The sequence below is a fragment of the Egicoccus halophilus genome, from assembly GCF_004300825.1.
In the GTDB taxonomy this organism is placed as follows: Bacteria; Actinomycetota; Nitriliruptoria; order Nitriliruptorales; family Nitriliruptoraceae; genus Egicoccus; species Egicoccus halophilus.
On the sequence record NZ_CP036250.1, the window covers coordinates 1167823 to 1191084 of the forward strand.

At 71.9% G+C, this 23262-nt stretch carries 11 protein-coding genes; 2 read left to right on the forward strand and 9 right to left on the reverse strand.

Features of this window, described 5'->3' with window-relative positions; genetic code table 11:
• The first annotated feature begins 10 nt into the window (after positions 1 to 10).
• On the forward strand, positions 11 to 1201 hold the full coding sequence (locus ELR47_RS05310) for a glycoside hydrolase family 5 protein (protein WP_130648946.1): 1191 nt from the start codon (positions 11 to 13) through the stop codon (positions 1199 to 1201).
• A 125-nt stretch (positions 1202 to 1326) separates the two neighbouring features.
• On the opposite strand, the gene ELR47_RS05315 is transcribed toward ELR47_RS05310, so the two are convergent.
• From ELR47_RS05315 to ELR47_RS18610, 6 genes are all read right to left on the reverse strand, one after another.
• Positions 1327 to 4143: a M36 family metallopeptidase gene (locus ELR47_RS05315; RefSeq protein ID WP_205745460.1), complete on the reverse strand. Its 2817-nt coding sequence runs from the start codon at positions 4141 to 4143 to the stop codon at positions 1327 to 1329.
• A gap of 281 nt (positions 4144 to 4424) precedes the next feature.
• Entirely contained in the window at positions 4425 to 6395 is a 1971-nt protein-coding gene (malQ, locus tag ELR47_RS05320) for a 4-alpha-glucanotransferase (RefSeq protein ID WP_130648947.1), read from the reverse strand.
• Positions 6395 to 8938 carry a malto-oligosyltrehalose synthase gene (gene treY, locus ELR47_RS05325; RefSeq protein ID WP_130648948.1) on the reverse strand — a complete coding sequence of 848 codons (2544 nt, stop codon included), beginning with the start codon at positions 8936 to 8938 and terminating at the stop codon, positions 6395 to 6397. Before treY ends, malQ begins: the two co-directional genes overlap by 1 nt.
• Complete coding sequence (gene glgX, locus ELR47_RS05330) at positions 8935 to 11046, reverse strand: glycogen debranching protein GlgX (RefSeq protein ID WP_205745461.1); 2112 nt, start codon at positions 11044 to 11046, stop codon at positions 8935 to 8937. The genes treY and glgX overlap by 4 nt, the downstream gene beginning before the upstream one ends.
• Before the next feature lie 199 nt (positions 11047 to 11245).
• A complete protein-coding gene (treZ, locus tag ELR47_RS05335; protein ID WP_165403860.1) occupies positions 11246 to 13087 on the reverse strand; it encodes a malto-oligosyltrehalose trehalohydrolase in 1842 nt (613 codons plus the stop codon).
• A 125-nt stretch (positions 13088 to 13212) separates the two neighbouring features.
• Entirely contained in the window at positions 13213 to 13776 is a 564-nt protein-coding gene (locus tag ELR47_RS18610) for a TetR/AcrR family transcriptional regulator (protein WP_188584429.1), read from the reverse strand.
• Between the two features lie 134 nt (positions 13777 to 13910).
• On the opposite strand from ELR47_RS18610, the gene ELR47_RS05345 reads away from it, so the two are divergent.
• On the forward strand, positions 13911 to 15149 hold the full coding sequence (locus ELR47_RS05345; RefSeq protein WP_130648952.1) for an MFS transporter: 1239 nt from the start codon (positions 13911 to 13913) through the stop codon (positions 15147 to 15149).
• Here ELR47_RS05345 and ELR47_RS05350 read toward each other — a convergent pair.
• The 3 genes from ELR47_RS05350 to treS all read right to left on the reverse strand — a co-directional run bounded on the left by ELR47_RS05350 (position 15118) and on the right by treS (position 23243).
• Positions 15118 to 17664: a DUF3536 domain-containing protein gene (locus ELR47_RS05350; protein WP_130648953.1), complete on the reverse strand. Its 2547-nt coding sequence runs from the start codon at positions 17662 to 17664 to the stop codon at positions 15118 to 15120. The two genes, ELR47_RS05345 and ELR47_RS05350, sit on opposite strands and share 32 nt — an antisense overlap.
• 75 nt (positions 17665 to 17739) lie before the next feature.
• Positions 17740 to 19767: a 1,4-alpha-glucan branching protein GlgB gene (gene glgB, locus ELR47_RS05355; RefSeq protein WP_130648954.1), complete on the reverse strand. Its 2028-nt coding sequence runs from the start codon at positions 19765 to 19767 to the stop codon at positions 17740 to 17742.
• Between the two features lie 74 nt (positions 19768 to 19841).
• On the reverse strand, positions 19842 to 23243 hold the full coding sequence (gene treS, locus ELR47_RS05360; protein WP_130648955.1) for a maltose alpha-D-glucosyltransferase: 3402 nt from the start codon (positions 23241 to 23243) through the stop codon (positions 19842 to 19844).
• Between the last annotated feature and the right edge of the window lie 19 nt (positions 23244 to 23262).

Here is a 23262-nt window from a genome sequence, read left to right on the forward strand (position 1 = left end):
GGGAGAACACATGACCCGGGAGAATCGCACGGCACCGACCGGCCGGCGTTGGCTGGCCGCGCTGGCCGCGGCCGCCCTGCCGCTGACGCTGGCCGCGGGGCCGGCCTCGGCAGCACCACCGGCGCATGCCGGACCGCCGGGCGCCAGCGAACCGGGTGGCGGCTTCACCGTCACCGACCAGGGCCGCATCGCCGACGCCAACGGTGACGACGTCCTGCTGCGCGGGCTCAGCTACCCGCACACCTGGTACTCGCACACCTACGACCCGGCCGAGCAGTTCGCGGCCATCGCCTCGACCGGGGCGAACGCCGTGCGCGTGGTGCTGAGCAACGGACGCCAGGGCTACGGCTACGACGACGTCGACAGCGTCACCGAGGTCGTGGACGCCTGCATCGCCAACCAGTTGGTCTGCGTGCTCGAGGTCCACGACACGACCGGCTACGGCGACGAGTGGGCGTCGCCGGACGCGTCGACGCTGGCCGAGGCCGTGGACTGGTGGCTCGAGGTGCAGCCCGCCCTCGAGGGCCGTGAGGACGTCGTCATCGTCAACATCGGCAACGAGCCGTTCGGCAACCAGCCCGAGGTCGGCGAGGTCTGGGCCGCGGAGACCAGCGAGGCGATCCAGCGGCTGCGAGCAGCCGGTTTCGACCACCTGCTGATGGTCGACGCACCCAACTGGGGCCAGGACTGGTCCTGGACCATGTTCGAGCAGGCCGACGAGGTCTTCGCCGCGGACCCGCACCGCAACACGGTGTTCTCGATCCACATGTACGGCGTGTACGCGGACGCGGCGCGGATCACCACCTACCTGGAGGGCTTCGTCGAGCGGCAGCTGCCGCTGGTCGTGGGCGAGTTCGGCCACGACCACTCCGACGGCAACCCGGACGAGGACGCGATCCTGGCCGAGACCCGACGGCTGGGCCTGGGCTGGATCGCCTGGTCCTGGAGCGGCAACAGCGGCGGGGTCGAGTACCTCGACCTGGTCGAGGACTTCGACGTCACGACACCGACCTGGTGGGGCCAGCGCGTGTTCACCGGTCCCGACGGCTTCGCCGAGACCGCTCGGACCATCGGCGTCTTCGCCCGGCCCGAGCGGGCGGCGGACTGCCGCAACCGCAACTGGTCGACCTACCGCTACCCGGCCTTCCCCAACCAGGGCCAGTGCGTCGCGTACGTCGCGACCGGTCGGGGGCGCGGCTGACCCAGCGGCACGATGGCCGCCGGTGATCATTCCCTCGGGGCGCTGACCCCGATCACCAGGCGCCAGGCGGTGACGCCGGTCCGGGATCCACCTTCCGGACCCGGCGTCACCGCCTTCTGCGTGCGTCAGACGAACCGGAACACGGCGCGGTACTGCGTGCCGTCCCGCATCGTCACCACCAGCTCACGGCAGGTTCCGACCCACGCCGCCTCGGTCTGCCACAGGTAGTGGTAGACGCCGCGCGCGTTGACCGACAGACCGGTCTTGCCGGGGCTGCCGGTGGTCACCGGCACGGCACGCGGCGTGACGTGCTCGCCTTGGCTGACGACCTGCCGGGTGTCGCAGTCGACCTGGCGTGAGTACGGCGCGTTGCTCGCGAACACGTCCAGGCCCTGGTTGCGACCCAGGTCGAAGCGCACCGGCACCGTCGCGCCGGCGTCGCGGTCGTCGAGCGCGGTCGTGGAGACCGGGCTCAGCAGCGGCCGCAGACAGTCCGGGTGGGTGTCGTACGCCTCGGTGTTGTCGTTGCGGTTGGTCGTGCCCTGCTCGGCGCGGTAGCCGAACCCGCGCCGGGCGAAGGTCGACCACAGCGTGCAGGCGTTGTCCCCTCCGGTCAGTAGTTCGTCGGCGACGATGATGGCGTCGCGCACGTCGAGCAGACCCGGGTTGCAGCCCTGGATCTTGAGCCCGTCCATCACCAGCTGCAGCGACAGGTTGTTGCCGCCGGTCGACCAGTCGTCGTACAGGTTCGGGTTGAACCCGTGCACGTCGATCAGGTCCCAGGTCAGGTCCCACATCACCGCGGCGAACCCGTGACCGATGCCGTGGGGCGCCGAGAGCGACCCGCCGTTCAGCCAGCCACCGCTCTTGATGCTGTCGTAGGTGAACGGCTGGATCTCCATGTTGCGCGAGTAGGGACGTGGCCGCAGCCCGGCACCGTCGGCCCGCGGCGGCTGGAACACCACGTACGGGAAGATCCCGCGCGGGCCCTCGGGGTCGTCGAGTTCGGCGTCGAGCAGCGCGACCAGCGCGAAGAAGTCGCTCCAGCCCTCGCCGGCCTGTTCGTTGCCGCTCAGGCAGTTCACGCCGGGCCCGCCGGTCAGGCGCAGCGACACGCCGTGGCCGTACTCGTGGATGATGGTCGCGACGTCGAGGTCACCGACCCGCATCGGTGGGCGGTCGAGGTTGCGGTGCACCGAGCCGGCCACCGGACCGTCGGCGAGCGCGGCCTTGATGGTGGCACCGTCGTTGGCCCCGACGCGGATCGCCGGGATGTTCACGCGCGGGTTCATCGACCCGGTCATCAGCGCCGGCGTCGCCGCGGTGTGCACGACGACCACCGCCGCGGCACCCGCCGACTCGGCGTTGCGGGCCTGGGTGTGGTTGGTGCAGGCCGTGGTGGTGTCGACCACGGCGATGGCGCCCGCCGGCAACGTGTACGGCTGGCAGCCGTCGTTGGGTGCGCCGACGCCGTCGTCGACGAGGTGGAGCGCCCCGGCGGTGCCGGTCGAGGTCGGCGCCGGCGTGAACCGGGCGTACTGGGCGAGGTAGGTGCCCGCGGCCGGTCCGGCGTCGATCGTCACCGCGTTGGGCAGCCCCGACCCGAACTCGATCATGGTCTGCATCCGAGGCCGTCCACCGTCGGCGGCCGGGGTGGAGAAGTTGGCGTTGTTCTGGCCGGAGCCGTCCATGCCCTCGCAGCGCACGTCGTCGCCGCCGACGCCGCCACGGCCGTAGTTGTTGACCTGGAAGTTGCCGGCCGGCTCGTCGAAGCCGTACAGATGGAACAGGTCGTGGCTGACGTTGCACCACCAGAACAGGTTGGTGAGCGCCGCCTCGGTGGCGTTCTGCGGGTGCTCGCCGAGGTCGATCGGGTCGTCGAACGTCAGACCCGGCCCACCGTCGGGCTCGCTGCCCGGGTCGGGCTGGTTGTCGGCGTCGCGGTCGGTGTAGGCGTGCACGTTGTTGCCGCGGGTGATGGTGTAGTCCGGCTCGGGCGTGCCCGACACGTCGTGCCACCCGAACGGGGACGCGGTGCCGTCGGCCGGCTCGGTCGACACGACACGGTCGCCGTCGTCGGGGCTCTCGCCGGGGAAGATCCGGTAGGACGACCCGTCACGGACGGGGTCGCCGGACACGAACGTGGTCGCCCCCGGGCGGTGGCCGGCGGACAGGCGCGCCGCCGCTGCCGCGGTCTGGTCGGCTGGCTGCTGCAGGCGGTCGGCCAGCTCGTGCTCGTCGTGGACGACGGTCCAGTCGTCGACGTCGAGCAGGTCACCGGTCGCGGCGTCGACGGTGGCGTTCCACAGGTGGACGTCGGTGGCGTCGTCGATCACGACCTGCCAGGCCGGACGCAGGCCCTGCTCGGTCGGGTGCCAGCCGCGCCGCGCCGTGATCGGTTCGTCGGAGATGCCGCCGTCGGTGAGGACCACCTCGGGCGTGTCGCCGCTACGGCGCCGCTGCAGCGTGCGCAGGCCCTCGGGCTCGTCGAGATCCAGGGCGTCGGCGGCCGCCTCGACGGCCTCCGGGGCGTCGAGGCCGGCGGCGCCCCCCGGCGCCGGGTGCAGCCCGCTGACCGACGTCCCACCGACGTAGGCCACGGCGCCGTCGGCCGCGATCGTCACGGTCGTGTCGGCGCCGAACACCTCGAGGCCCTGGTGCTGCTGGTTGAGGTTGACGTGCGTCGCACCGTTCGCGGCACTGGTGAAGCTCGAGCGGACGGTCAGTTCGGTCAGGTCGGCGGCGGTGAGGCCATAGGTGGCCGCCTCGCGCCGGAGGTGCTCGATCGCGATGTCGTCCGGGTCGCCGGTGTTGGGTCCGGTGAGGAACGACGTCGCCGGTGACGGGTCCGTCGCCGGGGATGCCGTGACGGGCATCGCCGTCAAGGGGGAGATGGCCAGGGTGAGCCCGGCCACCAGCCAGTACGGCCGCTTGTGTCGCATGGGCAGGTGCCTTCTCTCGCGGCCGTCTCTCCGACCGCCTCGTGGGCCCACCGGGCACTCCCGACCGGTGGTCCCGAGCGACCGTCGGGGACGGCCGCGCTGGCGGGGCGTCGGCCGGGCTCTCCCCCCAGCTCATCCCCAGGAAGGCGTAGTTCTTCCGGACGGGGCCGGTGTCGTCAACTGCCCTGTCCGAGTTGTCCGGACCCCGGACGCGCAGCGCACGACCGAACCGCACCGGAACGCCGCCGGTGCGCCGTCCCGCGCTTGGACCGCCTGGCGGGTCAGTCGCGCGGGGTCCGGCCCGCGGCCTGCGAGCGACCGTGGGACATGGCGGTGTTCACCGCCTGCACGGTCGGGTGCTCCGGCAGGTCCTCGAGGCGCACCGGCAGGGGCAGTGCCCAGTTCTCCGGCCGGGCGGTGCGGTCCGTGCCCGGCACGTTGGGGCGGTGGGGCGCGGCGACCGCGTCGTCGAGCTGCGCCAGCACGAGCTGGTTGGGGGCGGACGCCAGATGACGGTGCAGCGCCACCACGGCCTCGGCGGCGGAGGCGTCCGCGGGCACGCCCGTCGCCTCGACGATGCGCTCGCGCAGGGTCGCGTGCCATTCCTCGTCGGGTTCGTGCCCCAGTGCGGCCTGCATGCGGGCGTCATCGCCGCTCCACACGCCCGCCACCGTCGGCAGGTCGTGCGTCGACACCGACGCGAGCGCCTTCTCGCTCCAGTCCTCGAGCGGGTCCTGTTCGAACCACCACACCTGGTAGCGCAGCACGTCGCGGTCGTCGAGCTCCTCGCGGACCCCCTCGGGGACGGTGCCGAGGTCCTCGCCGACCACGAAGGCGCCGGCGCGCTGCGACTCGAGCGCGAGGATGTCGAACAGGTCGTCGGTCGGCATCTTGACGTAGGCGCCGTCCGCGGCGGTGCCCTCCGGGGGGATCCAGAACATCCGGAACAGGCCCAGGACGTGGTCGATCCGCAGACCGCCGACGTGCCGCAGCGCCGCCCGGACGATGTCGATGAACGGTTCGTAGCGGGCAGCCTCGAGCTTCCAGGGCACGAACGCCGGCAGCGTCCAGTTCTGTCCCTGGGGGCCGAGCTCGTCGGGCGGCGCGCCGACGCTCACACCGGTCGCGAGCACGTCCTGCCACGCCCAGGCGTCGGCGCCGTCGGGGTCGGCACCGATGGGCAGGTCCCCGAGCAACGCGAGCGGCGCACCGGCGGAGCGCAGCTGCTCGTCGCACAACCACTGCAGCCAGCAGTGGAAGCGGACCCGGTCGGCGTGCTCCCGGGAGAACGTGCCGACCGCCTCGTTGGCGGGGTGCCGGTGCTCGGCCGGCCACTGGCGCCAGCCGGTCCCGTGGTGCTCCGCGAGCGCACAGAAGGTGGCGAAGACCGCCAGGGCCTCGCCGCGTTGTTGGGCGAAGCGCAGGAACTCGTCCTCGTCCCCGCACCCGTCACCCTCGCGCCACAACCGCTCGAGCACCTCCAGCTTGGCGGCCATCACCCGGTCGCGGTCGATGGGCCGGTCGTCGGTGAGGGCGCGCCCGTCGTCCGCGAGCCGGTCGAAGCCCTCGAGGTCGCTCGCCCCGGGCACCTCGTCGAGGCGCAGGTAGATCGGGTCGAGGAACCGGCGGGAGGTGGGGTAGTACGGGCTCGTCTCGCGCGGGGCGACGGGCGTCACCGCGTCGAGCGGGTTGATCAGCATCGTCGAGGCGCCGAGGTCGGCCGACCAGCTGGCGAGGTGGCGCAGGTCGGCGAAGTCACCGATGCCCCAACTGCCGGCGGACCGCGCGGCGTACAACTGCACCGACCAGCCCCAACCGACCAGGTCGTCGGGCAGGTGGCAGCGGCCGGGGCTGACGATGAGTCGCCGCGGCGTGTCCCGGCCCTCGACCACGAGGTCGTGGTAGCCCGTCGGGACGTCGTCGGGGACGCTGCCCTCGAGCGTTCGCTGCGTGCCGTCCTCCAGGCGCAGTTCCACGGCGCCGGGCACGGACACCGTCTCGCCCACGCGCACGACCAGGACCGCGTCGACCTGCGGCGGTCGGTCCTCGGCCGGGTCGCCGCCCATGGCCCGGACCAGCGCGTCACGCGTCTCGGCCGGGACCTCGGCCCAGGCGCCGAACGCGTCCTCGTACGCGGTCACGATGCCCCAGCCGTCGGGCTCGACGGAACGGCCGCCGGTGCGACGCCGCTCCTCGTCGGTGCGGCGCTGCGGGCCGGGGTGCTCCACGTCGTCTCGGGCGGCATCGGCCATCAGGCGTCCTCGTCTCGGACCAGCAGGGCGACCGGGAAGGCGGTCAGGATCTCGGCCAGGGCGACCGGGCGGCCGCCGTCGACGACCTGGCCGGTCAGGCGGCAGCGCCAGGTGCCGGTCGGCAGTGTCAGCGACGTCCCCTGCCAGTCCCAGTTCTCGAACCGGCCCCCGAGCCCCATCACCAGACGGGGTGCGACGGTCGCGACCCGACCGGCGCGCAGGAAGGCCACCACGTGCCGGTCGCGCGGACCGTCGGCCCACAACGGGGCGTAGTCGCCGTCGGCACCGAACACCGCCGGCTGCTCGCGTCGGAGTCGCAGCGCCACGTGGGTGACCCACAGCTTCGCGGCGCCCTCGTCCATCCGGCTCAACAGCTCCACCGGATGCGCGTCCGCCTGCAGTTCCTTGAGCAGCTCCCGGTGACCGTCGAAGTCCACCGGACGGCGGTTGTCCGGGTCGACCAGCGACAGGTCCCAGCGCTCGGTGCCCTGGTAGACGTCCGGGATGCCCGGGGAGGTCAGCTTGAGCAGCGTCTGCGACAGGGAGGTCAGCCGGCCGGCGGGACGCACCCGCTCGAGCAGCGTGTCGAGCGCGGTCGTCACCTCGTCGTCGTCGAGCAGCCCCCGGACGTACGCCTCGAGGTCCGCCTCGTAGGCGGCGTCGGTCTCGATCCAGTCCGTGTACTGCTTGCCCTCACGGGCGGCCTTGTGCAGATAGGTGACCGCACGCTCGGCGGTGATCGGCCAGGCGCCCAACAGGGTCTGCAGGGTGAGGTACTCGTGGACCGCAGCCGGGCCACGTGCACCGCGGTGCCGTTCGGTGAGGGTGAACCACTCCTCGACCGCACGCACCCACAGGTCGGGCACCTCGGAGAGGACCGCCAGTCGTGCGCGCACGTCCTCGCTGCGCTTGGTGTCGTGCGTCGACGTGGACAGCATGCTGGTGGGCCAGTCACGCTGGCGTCGTCGGTTGGCCTCGTGGAACGCGGCCAGTTCGGTGCCGAGCGAGCTCGGGTCACCACCGACCTCGTTGACCGCCGCGAAGCGCAGGTAGCGGTAGAAGACGGTGTCCTCGACGCCCTTGGCCATCGCCGGGCCGGTGAGCTGCTGGAAGCGCATGACGAACTCGGTGGTCCCGACCCCGACCTGGTCGAGCAGCAGCACCTCCTCGAGCAGGTCCAGCGCCTCGTCGAGTTCCGGGTGCCCGGCGCGTGCCCGCGCGACCGCGGCCCGCACGTAGCGGCGATCGAGGTCCGCGACCGAGGCGAGCTCGGCGCGGACGTAGGTGCGGTAGACCGGGAAGGCGACCACGACCGCACGCAGGGCCGCGGACAGCTCGTCGGGCTCGGCGACCACGCCGGCCTGGCGGGCCAGGTCGGCGAAGGCGGTGCACAGGCCGTCGAACTCGGCGACGAGCAGGTGATCGAGGACCCGGTGCTTGGCGCGCTGCACGATCGCGGCGTACTCGGTCGCCTCGAGGTCGCCGTCGCGGGCCGCGAGCCGGCCGTAGAGCTCGTCGAGCACCTCGGCGGCGCCCGGCTCGACGAACAGGCCGAGCACCGCGTTGGCGAACTCGTACCCGGTGGTGCCGTCCACGGGCCAGTCGGCGCGCAGCGGCTCGTCGGCCTCGAGGATCTTCTCGACCACGATCCAGGCGTCTGGCGCGGCCTCGCGCAGCTGGGCGAAGTAGCCCAGCGGGTCGTACAGGCCGTCGGGATGGTCGATGCGCAGCCCGGTCACGATGCCGTCGGCGATCAGCTCCAGGGCCCGGCGATGGGCGTCGTCGAAGACCTGGGGGTCCTCGACCCGCAGACCACCGAGCGTGGTGATGTCGAAGAAGCGGCGGTAGTTGAGCTCGCGGTTGGCCCGCTGCCAGTGCACCAGTCGGTAGTGCTGCTGCCCGAGCAGGGAGAACAGCCGCCCCCGGTCGCGATCGAAGGCGGCCAGGGTGCCCGCGACGTCGGCCGGGTCGTGACCGACCGCCGCGAGCGAACCGGGGCGGACCGGCCAGGCGTGCTCGTGGTAGACGACCTGATAGCCGTCCTCGGGGTCGTCGCCGGCCGGCTCGTGGGACAGACGCAGGTCGTCGGCCTCGGTGAGCTCCACCTCGAGCGGCTGACCGAGGTGGGGGACGAGCACCTGTGGCGGGCCGTCGCCGCGTCGCTGCCATCGGATGTCGAAGTGGTCGGCGTAGCGGCTGTCGGGACCGTGGCGCAGCACGTCCACCCACCACGGGTTGGCCGGGCTGACCAACCCGACGTGGTTGGGGACCAGGTCGAGCACCAGGTGCAGGCCGTGGGACCGGCACGCGTCGGCGAGACGCGCGAAGCCGGCGTCGCCGCCGAGCTCGTCGCTGAGCCGGCCGGGGTCGACCACGTCGTAGCCGTGGGTGCTGCCGGGTGCCGCCTGCAGCGACGGGGACAGGTAGAGGTGCGACACCCCGAGCTCGGCGAGGTAGGGCACCTCGTCGGCTGCCGCGGTGAACGGGAAGCCGGCATGGAGTTGCAGCCGGTAGGTGCCGGTCGGAACGTGCCGCCCGCTCACGCCTCGAGCTCCCGCAGCACCACGATGCCGCGTCCGAGCACCTTGCAGGCGCCGCTCGCGGGCAGGATCTCCCCGGACTCGGGCAGGACCTTCGCGGCGGTGTCCACCGCCACCTGCCAACGTTCGCCCCAGGCGGCGGGCGGCAGGGTGAACTCGATGGTCTGGTCGCTGGCGTTGAACAGGATCAGGAACGATGCGTCGACGATCTGCTGCCCGCGCGGATCGGGGCTCGGGATCCCATGGCCGTTGAGGAACACCTGCAACGACTTCGCGAAGCTCGCGTCCCAGTCGTCGTCGTCCATCTCGTTGCCGTCCGGCGTCAGCCAGCCGATGTCGTCGATCTCCTCGCCGCGCAGCGGGCGACCCTGGAACCAGCGACGCCGGCGGAACACCGGATGGTCGCGTCGCAGCTCGATCAGCCCGGTCGTGAAGGCCAGCAGCTCGGTGTCGACGGTCTCCCAGTCGAACCAGGAGATGTCGGTGTCCTGGCAGTAGGCGTTGTTGTTGCCGCCCTGCGACCGGCCGATCTCGTCCCCGCCGAGCAGCATCGGCACGCCCTGGCTCAGCAGCAGGGTGGTCAGGAAGTTGCGTTGCTGGCGGGCACGCAGCGCGAGGACGTCCGGGTCGTCGGTCGGCCCCTCGACCCCGCAGTTCCACGAGCGGTTGTCGTCGGTGCCGTCCCGGTTGCCCTCGCCGTTGGCCTCGTTGTGCTTGTCGTTGTAGGCCACGAGGTCGGCGAGGGTGAAGCCGTCGTGGGCGGTGACGAAGTTGATCGAGGCGCCCGGACGCCGGGTGTCGGACTCGTAGAGGTCCGAGCTGCCGGTCAGCCGGGAGGCGAACTCGGGCAGGGTCGCGGACTCACCCCGCCAGAAGTCGCGGATCGTGTCGCGGTACATCCCGTTCCACTCCGACCACAGCGGCGGGAAGTTGCCGACCTGGTAGCCGCCCTCGCCGACGTCCCACGGCTCGGCGATGAGCTTGACCTGGCTGATGACCGGGTCCTGCTGGATGACCTCGAAGAAGGTCGACAGCCGGTCGACGTCGTGCAGTTCCCGGGCGAGCGTGGAGGCGAGGTCGAACCGGAACCCGTCGACGTGCATCTCGTTGACCCAGTAGCGCAGCGAGTCCATGATCAGCTGCAGCACGTGGGGGTGGCGCATGTTCATGGAGTTGCCGGTGCCGGTGTAGTCCATGTAGTAGCGCGGGTCGTCGTCGACCAGCCGGTAGTAGGCGGCGTTGTCGATGCCCTTGAGCGTCAGGGTCGGCCCGAGGTGGTTGCCCTCGGCGGTGTGGTTGTAGACCACGTCGAGGATGACCTCGATGCCCGCCCGGTGCAGGGTCTTGACCATCTGCTTGAACTCGGTGACGGCCTGCTCGGCGCTGCCCGACGCGTAGCCGTCGTGCGGGGCGAGATAGGCGATCGAGTTGTAGCCCCAGTAGTTGGTCAGGCCGCGCTCGACGAGGTCGGACTCGGGGACGTGGCGGTGCACCGGCAGCAACTCGACCGCGGTCACCCCGAGGTCCTGCAGGTACTCGATCACCGACGGGTGCGACAACCCGGCGTAGGTGCCTCGCTGCGACTCGGGCACGTCCGGGTGCAGCTGCGTCAGGCCCTTGGTGTGCACCTCGTAGATGACCGACTTGTGCATCGGGACCCGCGGATGGCGGTCCTCGCCCCAGTCGAAGAACGGGTTGGCGACGACGCTGCGCGGCACGTAGGGGGCGCTGTCCTCGGTGTTCATCGGTCCGTCGGGGTCGCCGAACGTGTAGCCGAACACCGGCTGCCCCCACTGCAACTCACCGTCGACGGCCTTGGCGTAGGGGTCGATCAGCAGCTTGTTCGGGTTGCAGCGCAGCCCCTGCGCCGGGTCGTAGGGGCCGTGCACCCGGTAGCCGTAGCGCTGACCGGGGCCGATCGCGGGCAGGTAGGCGTGCCAGACGTGCCCGGTCACCTCGTTGAGGTCGACGCAGCGTTCCTCGTCGTCCTCGTCGAACAGGCACAGTTGGACCTTCTCCGCCGCCTCGCTGAAGAGGGCGAAGTTGGTTCCGAACCCGTCGTAGGTCGCCCCGAGCGGGTACGGCTGTCCGGGCCAGATTTCGAGCGTCACGCGGTCGTCCTCACCATCGATCGCACCGTGGAATCACGGAACGCGTCGTCGTCCGACGACGTCAAGCATCTTGACGGGTGCCGGCACGCCGGGACGCCCGGGAAGGCCGCCGAACGTCCATCCGCCCGCCGTGCCGGTCCGTACGTCCGGGCGCTCCGGCCGGTGCCCAGCGCCGGGCGACGGCCCTCGTGCCCGGTGTTCAGGCCCGACGCAGCAGTGCGGTGGCCGTACCGGGCAGGTGCAGCACACCGTCGCGCACCACGACCCCACCGGGACCGTCGAAACGGGTCTCGGCGGTGTCGAGCACCAGTTCCCACGCCGCGTCGGGCGGCAGGGGGACCTCGACGGCGTCGTCGCCGGCGTGCACGACGACCATCACGTCGTCGGCCGGGACCGACGCACGGCCGCGTCGCCAGGACAGCGTCTGTGCCGCGTGCAGTGTCGAGGTGGCCTCGTCGGCGTCGGGCGCGGTCAGCGCCGGAAGCTCCCGCCGCAACCGCAGCAGCTCGCGGTACAGCGCCAGGACGGTCGCGTGCCCGTCGGCGTCGCGCCGCGACCAGTCGAGCCGGCTGCGCTCGAAGGTCTCGGTCGCCTGCGGGTCGGGTGCCTCGCCCTGGTCGGCGAAGTAGGCGAACTCGCGGCGCCGGCCGGTGCGGACCGCCTCGACCAGCTCCGGGTCGGTGTGCGACACGAAGTACTGGAACGGGGCGGTCTCGGCGTACTCCTGCCCCATCCACAGCATCGGGGTGAACGGCGCGAGCAGCAGCGCGCCGGCGGACGCCCGCAGTTGCCCGGGCTCGAGCAGGTGGCTCTGGCGCTCACCGAGCATGCGGTTGCCGACCTGGTCGTGGTTCTGCGTGCACGCGACGAAGCGGAAGTAGGGGACGTCGCGCCCGGAGCGCCCGACGGTGCGCTGCCGGTGCGGTGAGTAGCGGCCGGCCATCACGTAGCGGTCGCGCAGGGCGCGTTGCAGGTCGACCAGGCCGTCGAAGTCCTCGTAGTAGCCGGTCTGTTCGCCGGTGAAGGCGACGTGCAGGGCGTGGTGGACGTCGTCGAGCCACTGCCCGTCGAGACCGTGACCGCCGAGGTCGGGGGAGCGGACCAGGCGTGGGTCGGCGAGGTCGGACTCGGCGACCAGGAACGCCGAACGCCCCAGCCGACGGGCCTCGGCGTGGACCTCGCGGGCGAGCTCCTCGAGCAGGTGCACCGCGGACTGGTCGGGGATCGCGTGCACCGCGTCGAGGCGCAGCCCGTCGACGTGGAACTCGCGCACCCAGCGGACCGCGTTCTCCACGAAGTAGCGCCGGACGGCGTCGCTGTGCGGGCCGTCGACGTTGACGGCCTGACCCCAGGGGGTGTCGTAGCGGTCGGTCAGGTACGGCCCGAACTCGGGCAGGTGGTTGCCCTCCGGCCCGAAGTGGTTGTAGACGACGTCGAGCACGACCGAGATCCCGGCCGCGTGCGCCGCGTCGACCAGGCGTCGCAGGCCGGCCGGCCCGCCGTAGGAGTGCTGCACGGCGTAGGGCAGGACGCCGTCGTAGCCCCAGTTGCGCTCGCCGGGGAACTGCCAGACGGGCAGCAGCTCGATCGCCGTGACGCCCAGCTCCCGCAGGTCGCCCAGGCGGGGGACGATCGCGTCGAAGGTGCCCTCGGGCGTGAACGTGCCGACGTGCAGTTCGTAGAGGACCTGTTCGTGCAGCGGCGGCGCGACCCAGCCGTCGTCGGTGAAGTCGTGGTGCGGGTCGTCCACCGCGGACGGGCCGTGCAGTCCCTCGGGTTGCCACCGCGAGGCCGGGTCGTTGCGGTCCACCGGCTCCTCGTCGGGCCGGTGCAGACGCAGCCGGTAGGTGTCGCCCGGGCCGACGCCGGACACCACCGCCTCGTGGTAGCCGCGGTCGGTCGCCGTCAGGGGCTCGACGCGCTCGCCCTCGGCGAGGACGACCTCGACGCGTTCGGCGTCCGGCGCCCACACCAGGAAGCGGGTCGAGCCGTCGTCGAGCGCGGTGGCGCCGAGGTGGTCGTGGTGGGCGTGGTGGGACACCGGGCGACTCCGGGCTCGCGTGGACAGCGGGATGGCCGCGCGAGTCTGCGCGGCGACGTCGGGTGCCGCCACCCCCGGCGGCCGCCGTCCGACCCCCGCCTCGCGGCGCGCGCGGTGTCCTCGGGTCAGGTGCCGGCCCGCGGGGCCGTGGCGAGCCGTGCGGCGGCCAGGCGGCGGGCGCGGGCGACGGCGGGCGCGGCCGGTTCGGTCATCAGCGTCGTCAGCGCCCCGCGGTAGAGCAGCTCGAGCTCCTCGGCCAGCGCGGCCGCGTCCGCGACGCCGGCCTCGGACGCCAGTTCGGTCAGCCGGGTGCGTAACGTCCGCCAGTGGTCGGCCACCGCCGCGGAAGCGGGATGGTCGGGGTCGGCGACCTCGACCAGGGCGTCGAGGAAGGCGCAGCCGCGTCGTCGGTGCGGTGACGGATCCCACTGCTCGAGCGCGTCGAACACCGCCAGCAGGCGGCCGTCGGCGTCGGGGGTCGCCGTGATCACGCGTTCGAGGTGCTGCTGCCAGCGCTCGTCGCGTTCCTGCAGGTAGGCGACGATCAGCCCGTCCTTGCCCCCGAACTGGTCGTAGAGGCTCTTGCGGGCGACCCCGGCCCGCTTCAGCAGGGCGTCGACGCCCGTGTTGACGATGCCGTGGGCGTAGAACAGCTCGTCGGCAGCGTCGAGCAGACGCCGACGGGGCACCGGTCGAGGTGTCGTGGGAGCCGCGTTGCGCCGGGTCGTCATGGTCCGTAGCGTAACCGCCACCAAGTAGACCGATCGGTCTATTGGGGTTGTCGACGCAACGACCGTGACCGGTCGTGGAGAGGCGGTCCGGCATGCGACGCACCGACCGTCCGGTCCTGTTGGCCGGACTCGCCGTCATCGCCGTCACCTACGGCTTCGGGCGGTATGCCTACGGGCTGTTCGTGCCCCGGTTCGCCGAGGCACTGGCGTTGTCCTCGACGGCGCTCGGCGTGGTGGGCGGGCTCTCGCACATGGGGTACGGCGTCGGTCTGGTGGCCGCACCCCGCTGCGTGCGCCGTCTCGGCCCGCGAGCGGTCGCGGCCGGCGCCGCCGCGGCCAGCGCGGTCGGGCTGGCCGCCGTCGCCGGCAGCGTGGGGGCCGTCACCCTCGGCGCGGCGGTCGCGGTCGCGGGGCTCGGCAGCGGGCTCGCCTCACCCGCCCTCGCCCAGGTGGTGACCCGCCGGGTGGCGGCCGCGCGCCGGTCGGCGGCCCAGACCTGGGTCAACAGCGGGACGAGTCTCGGGCTCGCCGTGTCCGCGCCGGCGGTGCTGTGCGGCGCCGCCTGGCGGCAGACCTGGCTGGTGTTCGCGGCGGTCGCCGCCCTCGTCGCGTCCGCGACCGTCCGCGCCCTGCAGGACGGTGTCGAGCCGGACGACACCGAGCCCGACGACGCCGCGCCGGTCCCGGCCCGGGCCGACGCTTCGACGCGCCGGTGGTCACCGTCGGGTGCCGCCGTCGGACTGCTCGTGGCGTCGTTCGTCCTCGGCGCGACGAGCGCGCCCTACTGGACCTTCGCCCGCCAGCGGGTCCTCGAGGCCGGGCTCGCCGAGGCGTGGTCGGTCGGGTTCTGGGTGTTGCTCGGCGTGAGCGGACTGCTGGGAGGCTCGGCCGGCGTGACCGCGCGTCGGCGTGGCCTGCCGGCGGCGATCCGTTGGTGGAGTGTCCCGTGGCTGGTCGCGCTCACGGTGCTCGCACTGCCGCAGGTTCCGGTCGTGGCCGCGCTGGTGTCGGCCGGTGCCTTCGGCGCCGCCTTCATGGCGCTCACCGGGCTCGGGATCCTGTGGGCGGTCGCCACCTGGCCGGACGCGACGGTGGGCGTCCGGGCCTGTTTCCTGGCCCTCGGCGCCGGCCAGGCGGTCGCCACGCCGTTGGCCGGGGCGGTCGCCGGGGCCGTGGGCCTGCCGGCCGCCTTCGCCCTCGCCGGCGGCGCGAGTCTCGTGCTGCTGGTCGTCGCCGGGCGTGCACCGGCGAGCTCCGAGGTCCCCACCGGACACGGCGAGGATCCCGGGTCCGGCGCGGTCAGGCCAGGGCGAAACCGAGCCGTTCGGTGAAGCGGTCGATCGCGTCGATCCAGGTGCGCGCGGTCTCGTTGCCGTCGGCGGCGCGTCGGTCGAGCCCCTCGCGCCGTTCCCGACGCACCCGCCAGGCGAGGTTCTGCGCCGCGGCGAGGTCGACGTCGAACGGCAACGTCTCGGCGATGTCGAGCAGCGTCGACAACCGGGTGAACACCCGGACCTGCTCGGGACCGAACACGCCGAACGTCGCGTCGTCGTCGACGGCGCGCGCCACCACCAGCGTGACCCGGTCCAGCAGCTCACCGAAGGCGTGGGCGAGTCCGTCGGCGTCGAGGGCGACCGAGAACCGTTCCGCCTCCTCGATCAGCGACTGCACGTGCGACGGGTCCGGGTCACCGTTGGAGAGTGCCTCGCGCAGTTCGGCGTTGACGACCACCTCGGCGGCGCTGCGCAGGGCCGGCGGCACCTTGGCGTCGATGCCGGCCAGGAACCGCATCAGCGGGGCGCGCCCGCGGTAGATCGAGCGGTACGTGTTCTCCACGTCGGCCAGCGTCGAGTCGAGCACGGTCTCGAGCAGGCGCCGCTGCTCGTCGCGGAACAGGTCGCGCAACGAGTACGCGTCACGTCCGAAGTGCTCGTCGAGGGTGCGGATGGTGTCGGGGAAGTTCGCCTCGTCGAACGCCGCGGCGAGGTCGTCGCACATGGCGGCGTAGGCGGGGTCGGACCCCGCGGCCCGCACGCCGCACAGCACGTTGTGGTCGCCGAAGTGCATCACGCCGTACTCGTAGGCGTTCTCGGCCCGCGTCACGGTGGAGCGCACGGTGATCCGGCCGTAGCCGACCTTCGCGCGGCCGGCTTCGGAGACGTGCTCGTCGACCCGCTCGACCTCGTAGCAGCCGACCCGTTCCGTGCGCCCGTAGGTGCGGAACAGACCGCTGATGGCGAAGTGGGCCGCGACCTTGCGGAAGTTCGACCGCGTCGGGCGCACCAGCTGCTCGTAGACGTTGCGGCCGTCCCCGAACTGCGGCAGGTTGCTCGGCGCCTTGGCCAGGCGCACCAGGAACTGCTCCTCGAGCTCGGGCAGGTCGAGCACCTGTTCGGCGAGCTCGATCACCCGCGCGGCGTAGGCGAGGATCTGCACGGTCTCGATGCGCGAGAGCTCGTCGAAGAACCAGCCGCAGCTGGTGTACATCAGCATCGCGTGGCGCTGGAGCTCGAACAGGCGCAGCACCTCGACGGTCGCGTCCTCGTCGAGCGGCCGGCTCGCGTGGCGCCCGAGCCAGGCCCGCAGGTGCGCGGGGGAGCGGTCGTGTACGACCTCCACGTAGCGGTCGCGGGCGTGCCACGGATCCGACAGGTACCGGGCGGCGGTGGTCTCGAAGGCGGGGCCGACCTCGTCACGCAGGAAGTCCAGCGCCTCGCGCAGCGGTCCGCGCCAGGCCTGCTGCCCACCGGTCTCGCCGTTGGTGCACCCGCAGTCGGAACGCCAGCGTTCGATGCCGTGGGCGCAGCTCCAGGAGCTGTTCTCCACGATGCGGGCCTCGACGGTGGGCGGGAACCGTTCGAGGTACTCGCCGTAGTTGGTCAGGCGCACGCCGTCGGTGTTGGACAGCCGGTGCAGGGCGTGGGCGAGCGCCATCTCGCCGTGCCGGTGGTGGTGGCCGTAGCTCTCCCCGTCGGTGGCGATGTGGACCAGCTGCTGGCCCTCGCGGTCGCCGAAGGCGTGCAGGAGCCGCTCGGCGAGCCGGTCGCCGGAGTACAGCAGGCCCTCGAAGGCGACCGCCTGGGACACCCGCGCGTCGTAGAAGAACACGTCGATGCTGCGGCCCGAGGGCAGTCGGACCCGGTAGGGGCGGGTGGGGTCGACCCGGCCGCCGGTCACGTCGGTCCAGCCGGCCGCGGCGTCCGCGCCAGCCACGCGGGCCGCGACGTCGGCGGTGTCGGCGGTGTCCGCGGTGTCCGCGGTGGTGCCGGGACCCGACGCGGCACCCGACAGCGGCCGAACGGCGGCGGCCTGGTAGGGCGACAGGACGGTGAAGCGCACGCCGTGGGCCGCCAGCGCCTCCAACGACGCGGTGTCGGCGGCGGTCTCGGCCAACCACATGCCCTCGGCGGGCCGGCCGAAGCGGCGCTCGAAGTCGTACAGGCCCCACACGACCTGGGTCTGCTGGTCGCGGGCGTTCGCCAGCGGCAGGATGGCGTGGTTGTAGACCTGCGCCATCGCCGAGCCGTGGCCACCGAAACGTTGGGCACTGCGCCGGTCGGCCTCGACGATGCCGGCGTGGACCTCGGGGGCGTGGTCGGCCATCCAGGCCAGCAGCGTCGGCCCGAGGTTGAAGCTCATGCGGGCGTAGTTGTTGACCAGGCGTTCGATGCGCCCGTCGTCACCGAGGATCCGGGCCGAGGTGTTGGGCCCGTAGCACTCCGCGGTGATGCGCGCGTTCCAGTCGTGGAACGGCCACGCCGAGTCCTGCTGCTCGACCTGCTCGAGCCAGGGGTTCTCGCGTGGTGGCTGGTAGAAGTGGCCGTGCACGCAGACGTAGCGGTCCATCGGCAGCTCCGGAAGACTGGTCGAACGGACGAGGGAGGATAGGGCCTCGGGAAGGCCGCTCCTCCCTCGTCGGCGTCAGTCCTCCGTACGCGAGGGGTCGTGCGACAGGACGAGCACGCCCAACGGCGGCAGGGTCAGGTTCACCGAGTGGTCGTGACCGTGGTAGGGCAGCGGTGTGGTGTGCGCGCCGCCGGAGTTGCCGGTGCCCGACCCGCCGTAGTCGGCGGCGTCGGAGTTGAACCGCTCGGTCCAGTACCCGCGACGCGGCACGCCGACGCGGTAGTTCTCGCGCGGCACGGGCGTGAGGTTGAGCACCACGACCACCTCGCGGTCGCCGTCGCGGGTGCGCCGCCGGTAGGCGATCACCGACTGTTCCCAGTCGGTCGCGTCGACCCAGGCGAACCCGGCCGCGTCGGCGTCGCCGTCGTGCAGCGCCGGCTCGTCGCGGTAGAGGCGGGCGAGGTCACCCAGGCAGCGCTGCAGGCCCTCGTGGCGCTCGTGCTGGAGCAGGTGCCAGTCGAGCGAACGCTCGTGGCTCCACTCCTGCCACTGCCCGAACTCCTGCCCCATGAACAACAGCTTCTTGCCGGGCTGGGTGAACATGTAGCCGTACAGGGCCCGCAGGTTGGCGAACTTCTGCCACTCGTCGCCGGGCATCTTGGTCAGCAGCGACCCCTTGCCGTGCACGACCTCGTCGTGCGACAGGGGCAGGGCGTAGTTCTCCGTGTAGGCGTAGATGGCCCGGAACGTGAGTTGGTCGTGGTGGTACCGGCGGTGGATGGGGTCTTCCTGAAAGTAGGCCAGGGTGTCGTGCATCCACCCCATGTCCCACTTCATGCCGAAGCCGAGTCCCCCGATGTAGGTCGGGCGCGACACCATCGGCCAGGCGGTCGACTCCTCGGCGATCGTCTGCACGCCCGGGAAGGCGGCGTAGATCTCCTCGTTGAAGCGGCGCAGGAAGGCGATCGCCTCGAGGTTCTCGTTGCCGCCCCACTCGTTGGGGATCCACTCGCCGTCCTTGCGCGAGTAGTCGAGGTAGAGCATCGAGGCGACGGCGTCGACCCGGATGCCGTCGATGTGGTACTCCTCGAGCCAGAACAGCGCCGACGAGAGCAGGAAGCTGACGACCTCGGGCCGGCCGTAGTTGAAGATGTAGCTGTTCCAGTCGGGGTGGTAGCCCTTGCGCGGGTCGGCGTGCTCGTACAGGTGGGTGCCGTCGAAGTACGCCAGGCCGTGCTCGTCGGACGGGAAGTGCGAGGGCACCCAGTCCAGGATGACGCCGATGCCGGCCTGGTGCAGCTGGTCGACCAGGTACTTGAAGTCCTGCGGGGTGCCGAAGCGTGAGGTCGGGGCGAAGTACCCGGTGGTCTGGTACCCCCACGAGCCGCCGAAGGGGTGCTCGGTGACCGGCATCAGCTCCACGTGGGTGAAGCCGAGCTCCTGCACGTGGGCGATGAGCGGTTCGGCCAGCTCCCGGTAGGTGAGCGGCCGGTTGTCCTCCTCCGGGACGGTCCGCCACGAACCGACGTGCAGTTCGTAGACCGCCATCGGCTGCTCGAGGGCCTGGTGCTGCTCGCGGCGCGCGAGCCAGTCGTCGTCGTGCCAGTCGTAGGCGAGGTCCCACACCTTCGAACCGGTCTTGGGCGGGGTCTCGGTGTGGACGGCCATCGGGTCGGCCTTGTCGACCCGGTAGCCCTCGTGCCGCGAGCGGACGTGGAACTTGTAGGTGTCGCCGTGACCGACCCCGGGGACGAAGCCCTCCCAGACGCCCGACACCCCGCGGGGGGCGAGCTGGTTGGCGTCCTTGTCCCAGTCGTTGAAGTCACCCATCACCGAGACCTGCTCGGCGTTGGGTGCCCACACGCCGAAGTGCACGCCGTCGACGCCGTCGACCGTGCGCAGGTGGGCACCGAGCTTGTCCGCGAGCCGGAAGTGCGAACCCTCGTTGAACAGGTACAGGTCGTCGTCGGTCAGCAGCGACGTCAGCGACGTCGCGCCCGTACTCGCCGGGGCGTCGGCACGCGCCGGGGCGTCGGTACCCGCCGTGGCGTCGGTACCCGGGACGTCGGGCGTGGCCTGCTTCTTCTTGCCGGTGCCAGCCATGACTGCTCGCTTCGCTCGGGGATGTCGGGAGGATGGGGGTGACGTCGGGCGGGGTCGCCCGCCGCGTGGCGGTGTCAGTCGCCCAGGACGTCGGCGATCCCGCGCAGCGGGATGTCGACCCACTCGGGGCGGTTGTTCAACTCGTAGCCGAGCTCGTAGACGGCCTTCTCGAGCAGGAACGCGTCGAGCAGGATCCCGGTGTGCTCCGGGTCGTCGGGCAGGAACGGCTGACCCGCCGCGCCGTCGAGGTAGCCGTTGAGGAACGCCGCGCTCACCCAGCGGTGCCAGTAGGACAGCCAGCCGCGCAGTTCCTCGTAGCCGTGCCGGTCGGGGGTCACGGCGCCACGTTCGACCTGGAACCGCAGGGCCGAGTCGGTCGCGTACTGGTAGGAGCGCAGCATGCCGGCCACGTCGCGCAGCGGTGAGCGCTTCAGACGCCGCTCGCCCAGCGGACGGGACGGTTCGCCCTCGAAGTCGATGATCACGAAGTCGCGGCCGGTCCACAGCACCTGACCCAGGTGGTAGTCGCCGTGGGTGCGGATGCGCATGGTCTCGATGCGGGTCCGCGAGAGCACCCGCAGCCGCTCGAGGATCTCGCCCTCGCGCTCGGCCAGCGCCACGATGCGTTCGCGTGTCCCCGGGTCCTCGACGGTGTCGGCGGCCTTGCGGGCCTGCTGCAGTCCGCGGCGCAGGGCGTTGCGCATCGACTGGTACAGCGAGCGCTGGTAGAGGGTGCTGAACGGTTCGGGTGCGAACGCCGGGTCGTCGCTGGACGCCAGGGCGCAGTGCAGCTCGGCGGTGCGCCGGCCGAGCAGGATGGTCGCGTCGAGGAACGGGCCGATGACGTCGTGCGCGGTCTCCGGCAGCGGCGAGCGCGCCAACTCGAACGCGGGATGGCCGTCGGGCAGTTCGCGTCCGGTGTCGGGCGGGTCGGTCAGCGCGCGTTCGGCGAACCGTTCGAGCTCGTCGAGGGTGAAGACCCACGCGTCGCCCTCGTTGGGCACGAACCGCTGGAGGACCGCCAGGGTGGCGTTCGCCCGGTCGGACTTCGACTGGTGGTCGATGGTGCCGAGCAGTTCGGGGACGTGGTCGAGCCGGCCGGTGAGATAGCGGCCGATCTCCACGTCCGGCGACTCGCCGGCGTCGAGACGGCGCAGCACCTTCATCAGGTACCGGTCACCGAAGATGATCGAGGTGTTGCTCTGCTCGCCGCGCAGCACCCGGGGGGTGAGCTCGGCCACGTCGGTGAGCCGCGTCTCGCGACGGCCGACGAGTTCGCCCGCGCTGGTGCGGTACTTGCGGTTGCGGGCGATCGTGTCGAGCAGGAGCCTGCCGGCGGTCTCGTCGTGCAGCGCGTCGAACAGCACGCCCGACTGCGCTCGCTGGCCGCGCCCCCGCACGGTGGCCAGCACGGCGTTCGGCGCGACGGCGGCGAGGCGTCCGGCCTCCTCGCCGGTGGCGAAGCCCAGCGCGACCACGTAGCGCTCGGGTTCGCCCTCGGCGTAGTCGACCCGGGCGACCAGCAGGTGCAGGTCGGCGTCCTCGCCGCGGCCGATCGGTGCCACGTCCTCGATCGCGACGCCCTGGATGGCACGGGCCTTGCCGCCGAACCAGCGTTGCCGCAGCAGGATGTCGGGGAGCACCGCTTCGAGTCGCTCGCGGCCACGGCCGCGCAGCAGTGCCCGCCACTCGCCGCCGACGGTGACCTCCGGGGGCTCCGGGTCGCTCTCGACGGTGCGGGCACCGGCGTACTCGCGCATGTTGGACAGGCTGAGGCGGCTGGGGGCACGCTCGAGACTGAACCAGTAGAACTGGTACGGGCCGAGCGTGAGCGTGTACGGCGTGTCGGTCACCGGAGGGAACGCGGTGCGCCCGAACATCTCCACCAGGGACAGGCCCTGGAACTCCTGCAGCGGCAGTTGGGCGGCCTGGGCGTTGCGCGAGAGGTTGGCCACGACCAGGACGCGCTGCTCGTCGGCGGCGTCGGTGCTGCCGGGTGGTGACCAGCGCCGCACGTAGGCCAGCACCTTGGGGTTGTCGGGGTTGACGAAGTCGATGGCACCCCGACCGAACACGTGGTGGTGCCGCTGACGCAGGGCGATCAGCCGCTTCATCCACCACAGCAGCGACGCCGGGTTCTCCTGCTGCGACTCGACGTTGATGGTCTCGTAGTGGTACTCGGGGTCGATCACGGCGGGCAGGTACAGCCGCTGCGGGTTGGCGTCGCTGAAGCCGGCGTTGCGGTCCGCCGACCACTGCATCGGGGTGCGCACCCCGTTGCGGTCGCCGAGCCAGATGTTGTCGCCCATGCCGATCTCGTCGCCGTAGTACAGCACCGGCGTGCCCGGCATCGACATCAGCAGCGAGTTCATCAGCTCGATCAGGCGCCGGTCGTTGCCCAGCAGCGGTGCCAGCCGACGCCGGATGCCGAGGTTGATGCGCATGCGTGGGTCGTGGGCGTAGGCGCGGTACATGAAGTCGCGCTCTTCGTCGGTGACCATCTCGAGCGTGAGCTCGTCGTGGTTGCGCAGGAACAGCGCCCACTGGGTGTTGTCGGGGATCTCGGGGGTCTGGTCGAGGATGTCGAGGACCGGGAAGCGGTCCTCCTGGCTGACCCCCATGTACAGCCGCGGCATCAGCGGGAAGTGGAAGTTCATGTGGCACTCGTCGCCGTCGCCGAAGTAGGCGGCGGCGTCCTCGGGCCACTGGTTGGCCTCGGCCAGGAACATCCGGCCCGGCCAGTGCTCGTCGAGGTGTGCCCGCAGCTCCTTGAGGTACGCGTGGGTCTCGGGCAGGTTCTCGCCGTTGGTCTCGTCGCGCTCGTACAGGTACGGGATCGCGTCGAGACGGAAGCCGTCCACGCCGATGTCGGCCCAGAAGTCGAGCGCCTCCTTGACGGCCTCGCGGACCTCCGGGTTGTCGAAGTTGAGGTCCGGCTGGTGGCTGTAGAACCGGTGCCAGTAGTACTGGCCCGCCTCCGGGTGCCACGTCCAGTTCGAGGTCTCGAAGTCCTGGAAGATGATCCGGACGTCGGGGTAGCGCTCGGGGGTGTCCTCCCAGACGTACCAGTCGCGCCAGCGGCTGCCGGCGGGGCTGCGGACGGCCCGCTGGAACCAGGGGTGCTGGTCGGAGGTGTGGTTGATCACCAGCTCGGTGATGACCTTGAGCCCACGGGCGTGGGCCTCCTTCACGAAGCGCTTGAACTGGCGCATCGTGCCGTAGTCGGGGTGGATCGAGGTGTAGTCGGCGATGTCGTAGCCGTCGTCGCGCAGCGGCGACGGGTAGAACGGCAACAGCCAGATCGCCGTGATCCCGAGGTCCTGGAGGTAGTCCAGACGCTGCGTGAGGCCCTTGAAGTCCCCGAAGCCGTCTCCGTTGCTGTCCTGGAACGAACGCACGTGGCACGAGTAGATGACCGCGTCGCGGTACCACTGCTCGTCGAGCTCGTCGCCGTGCTGGCCGGTCGAGCTGCTCATCGATTGGCCTCCGGGGGGG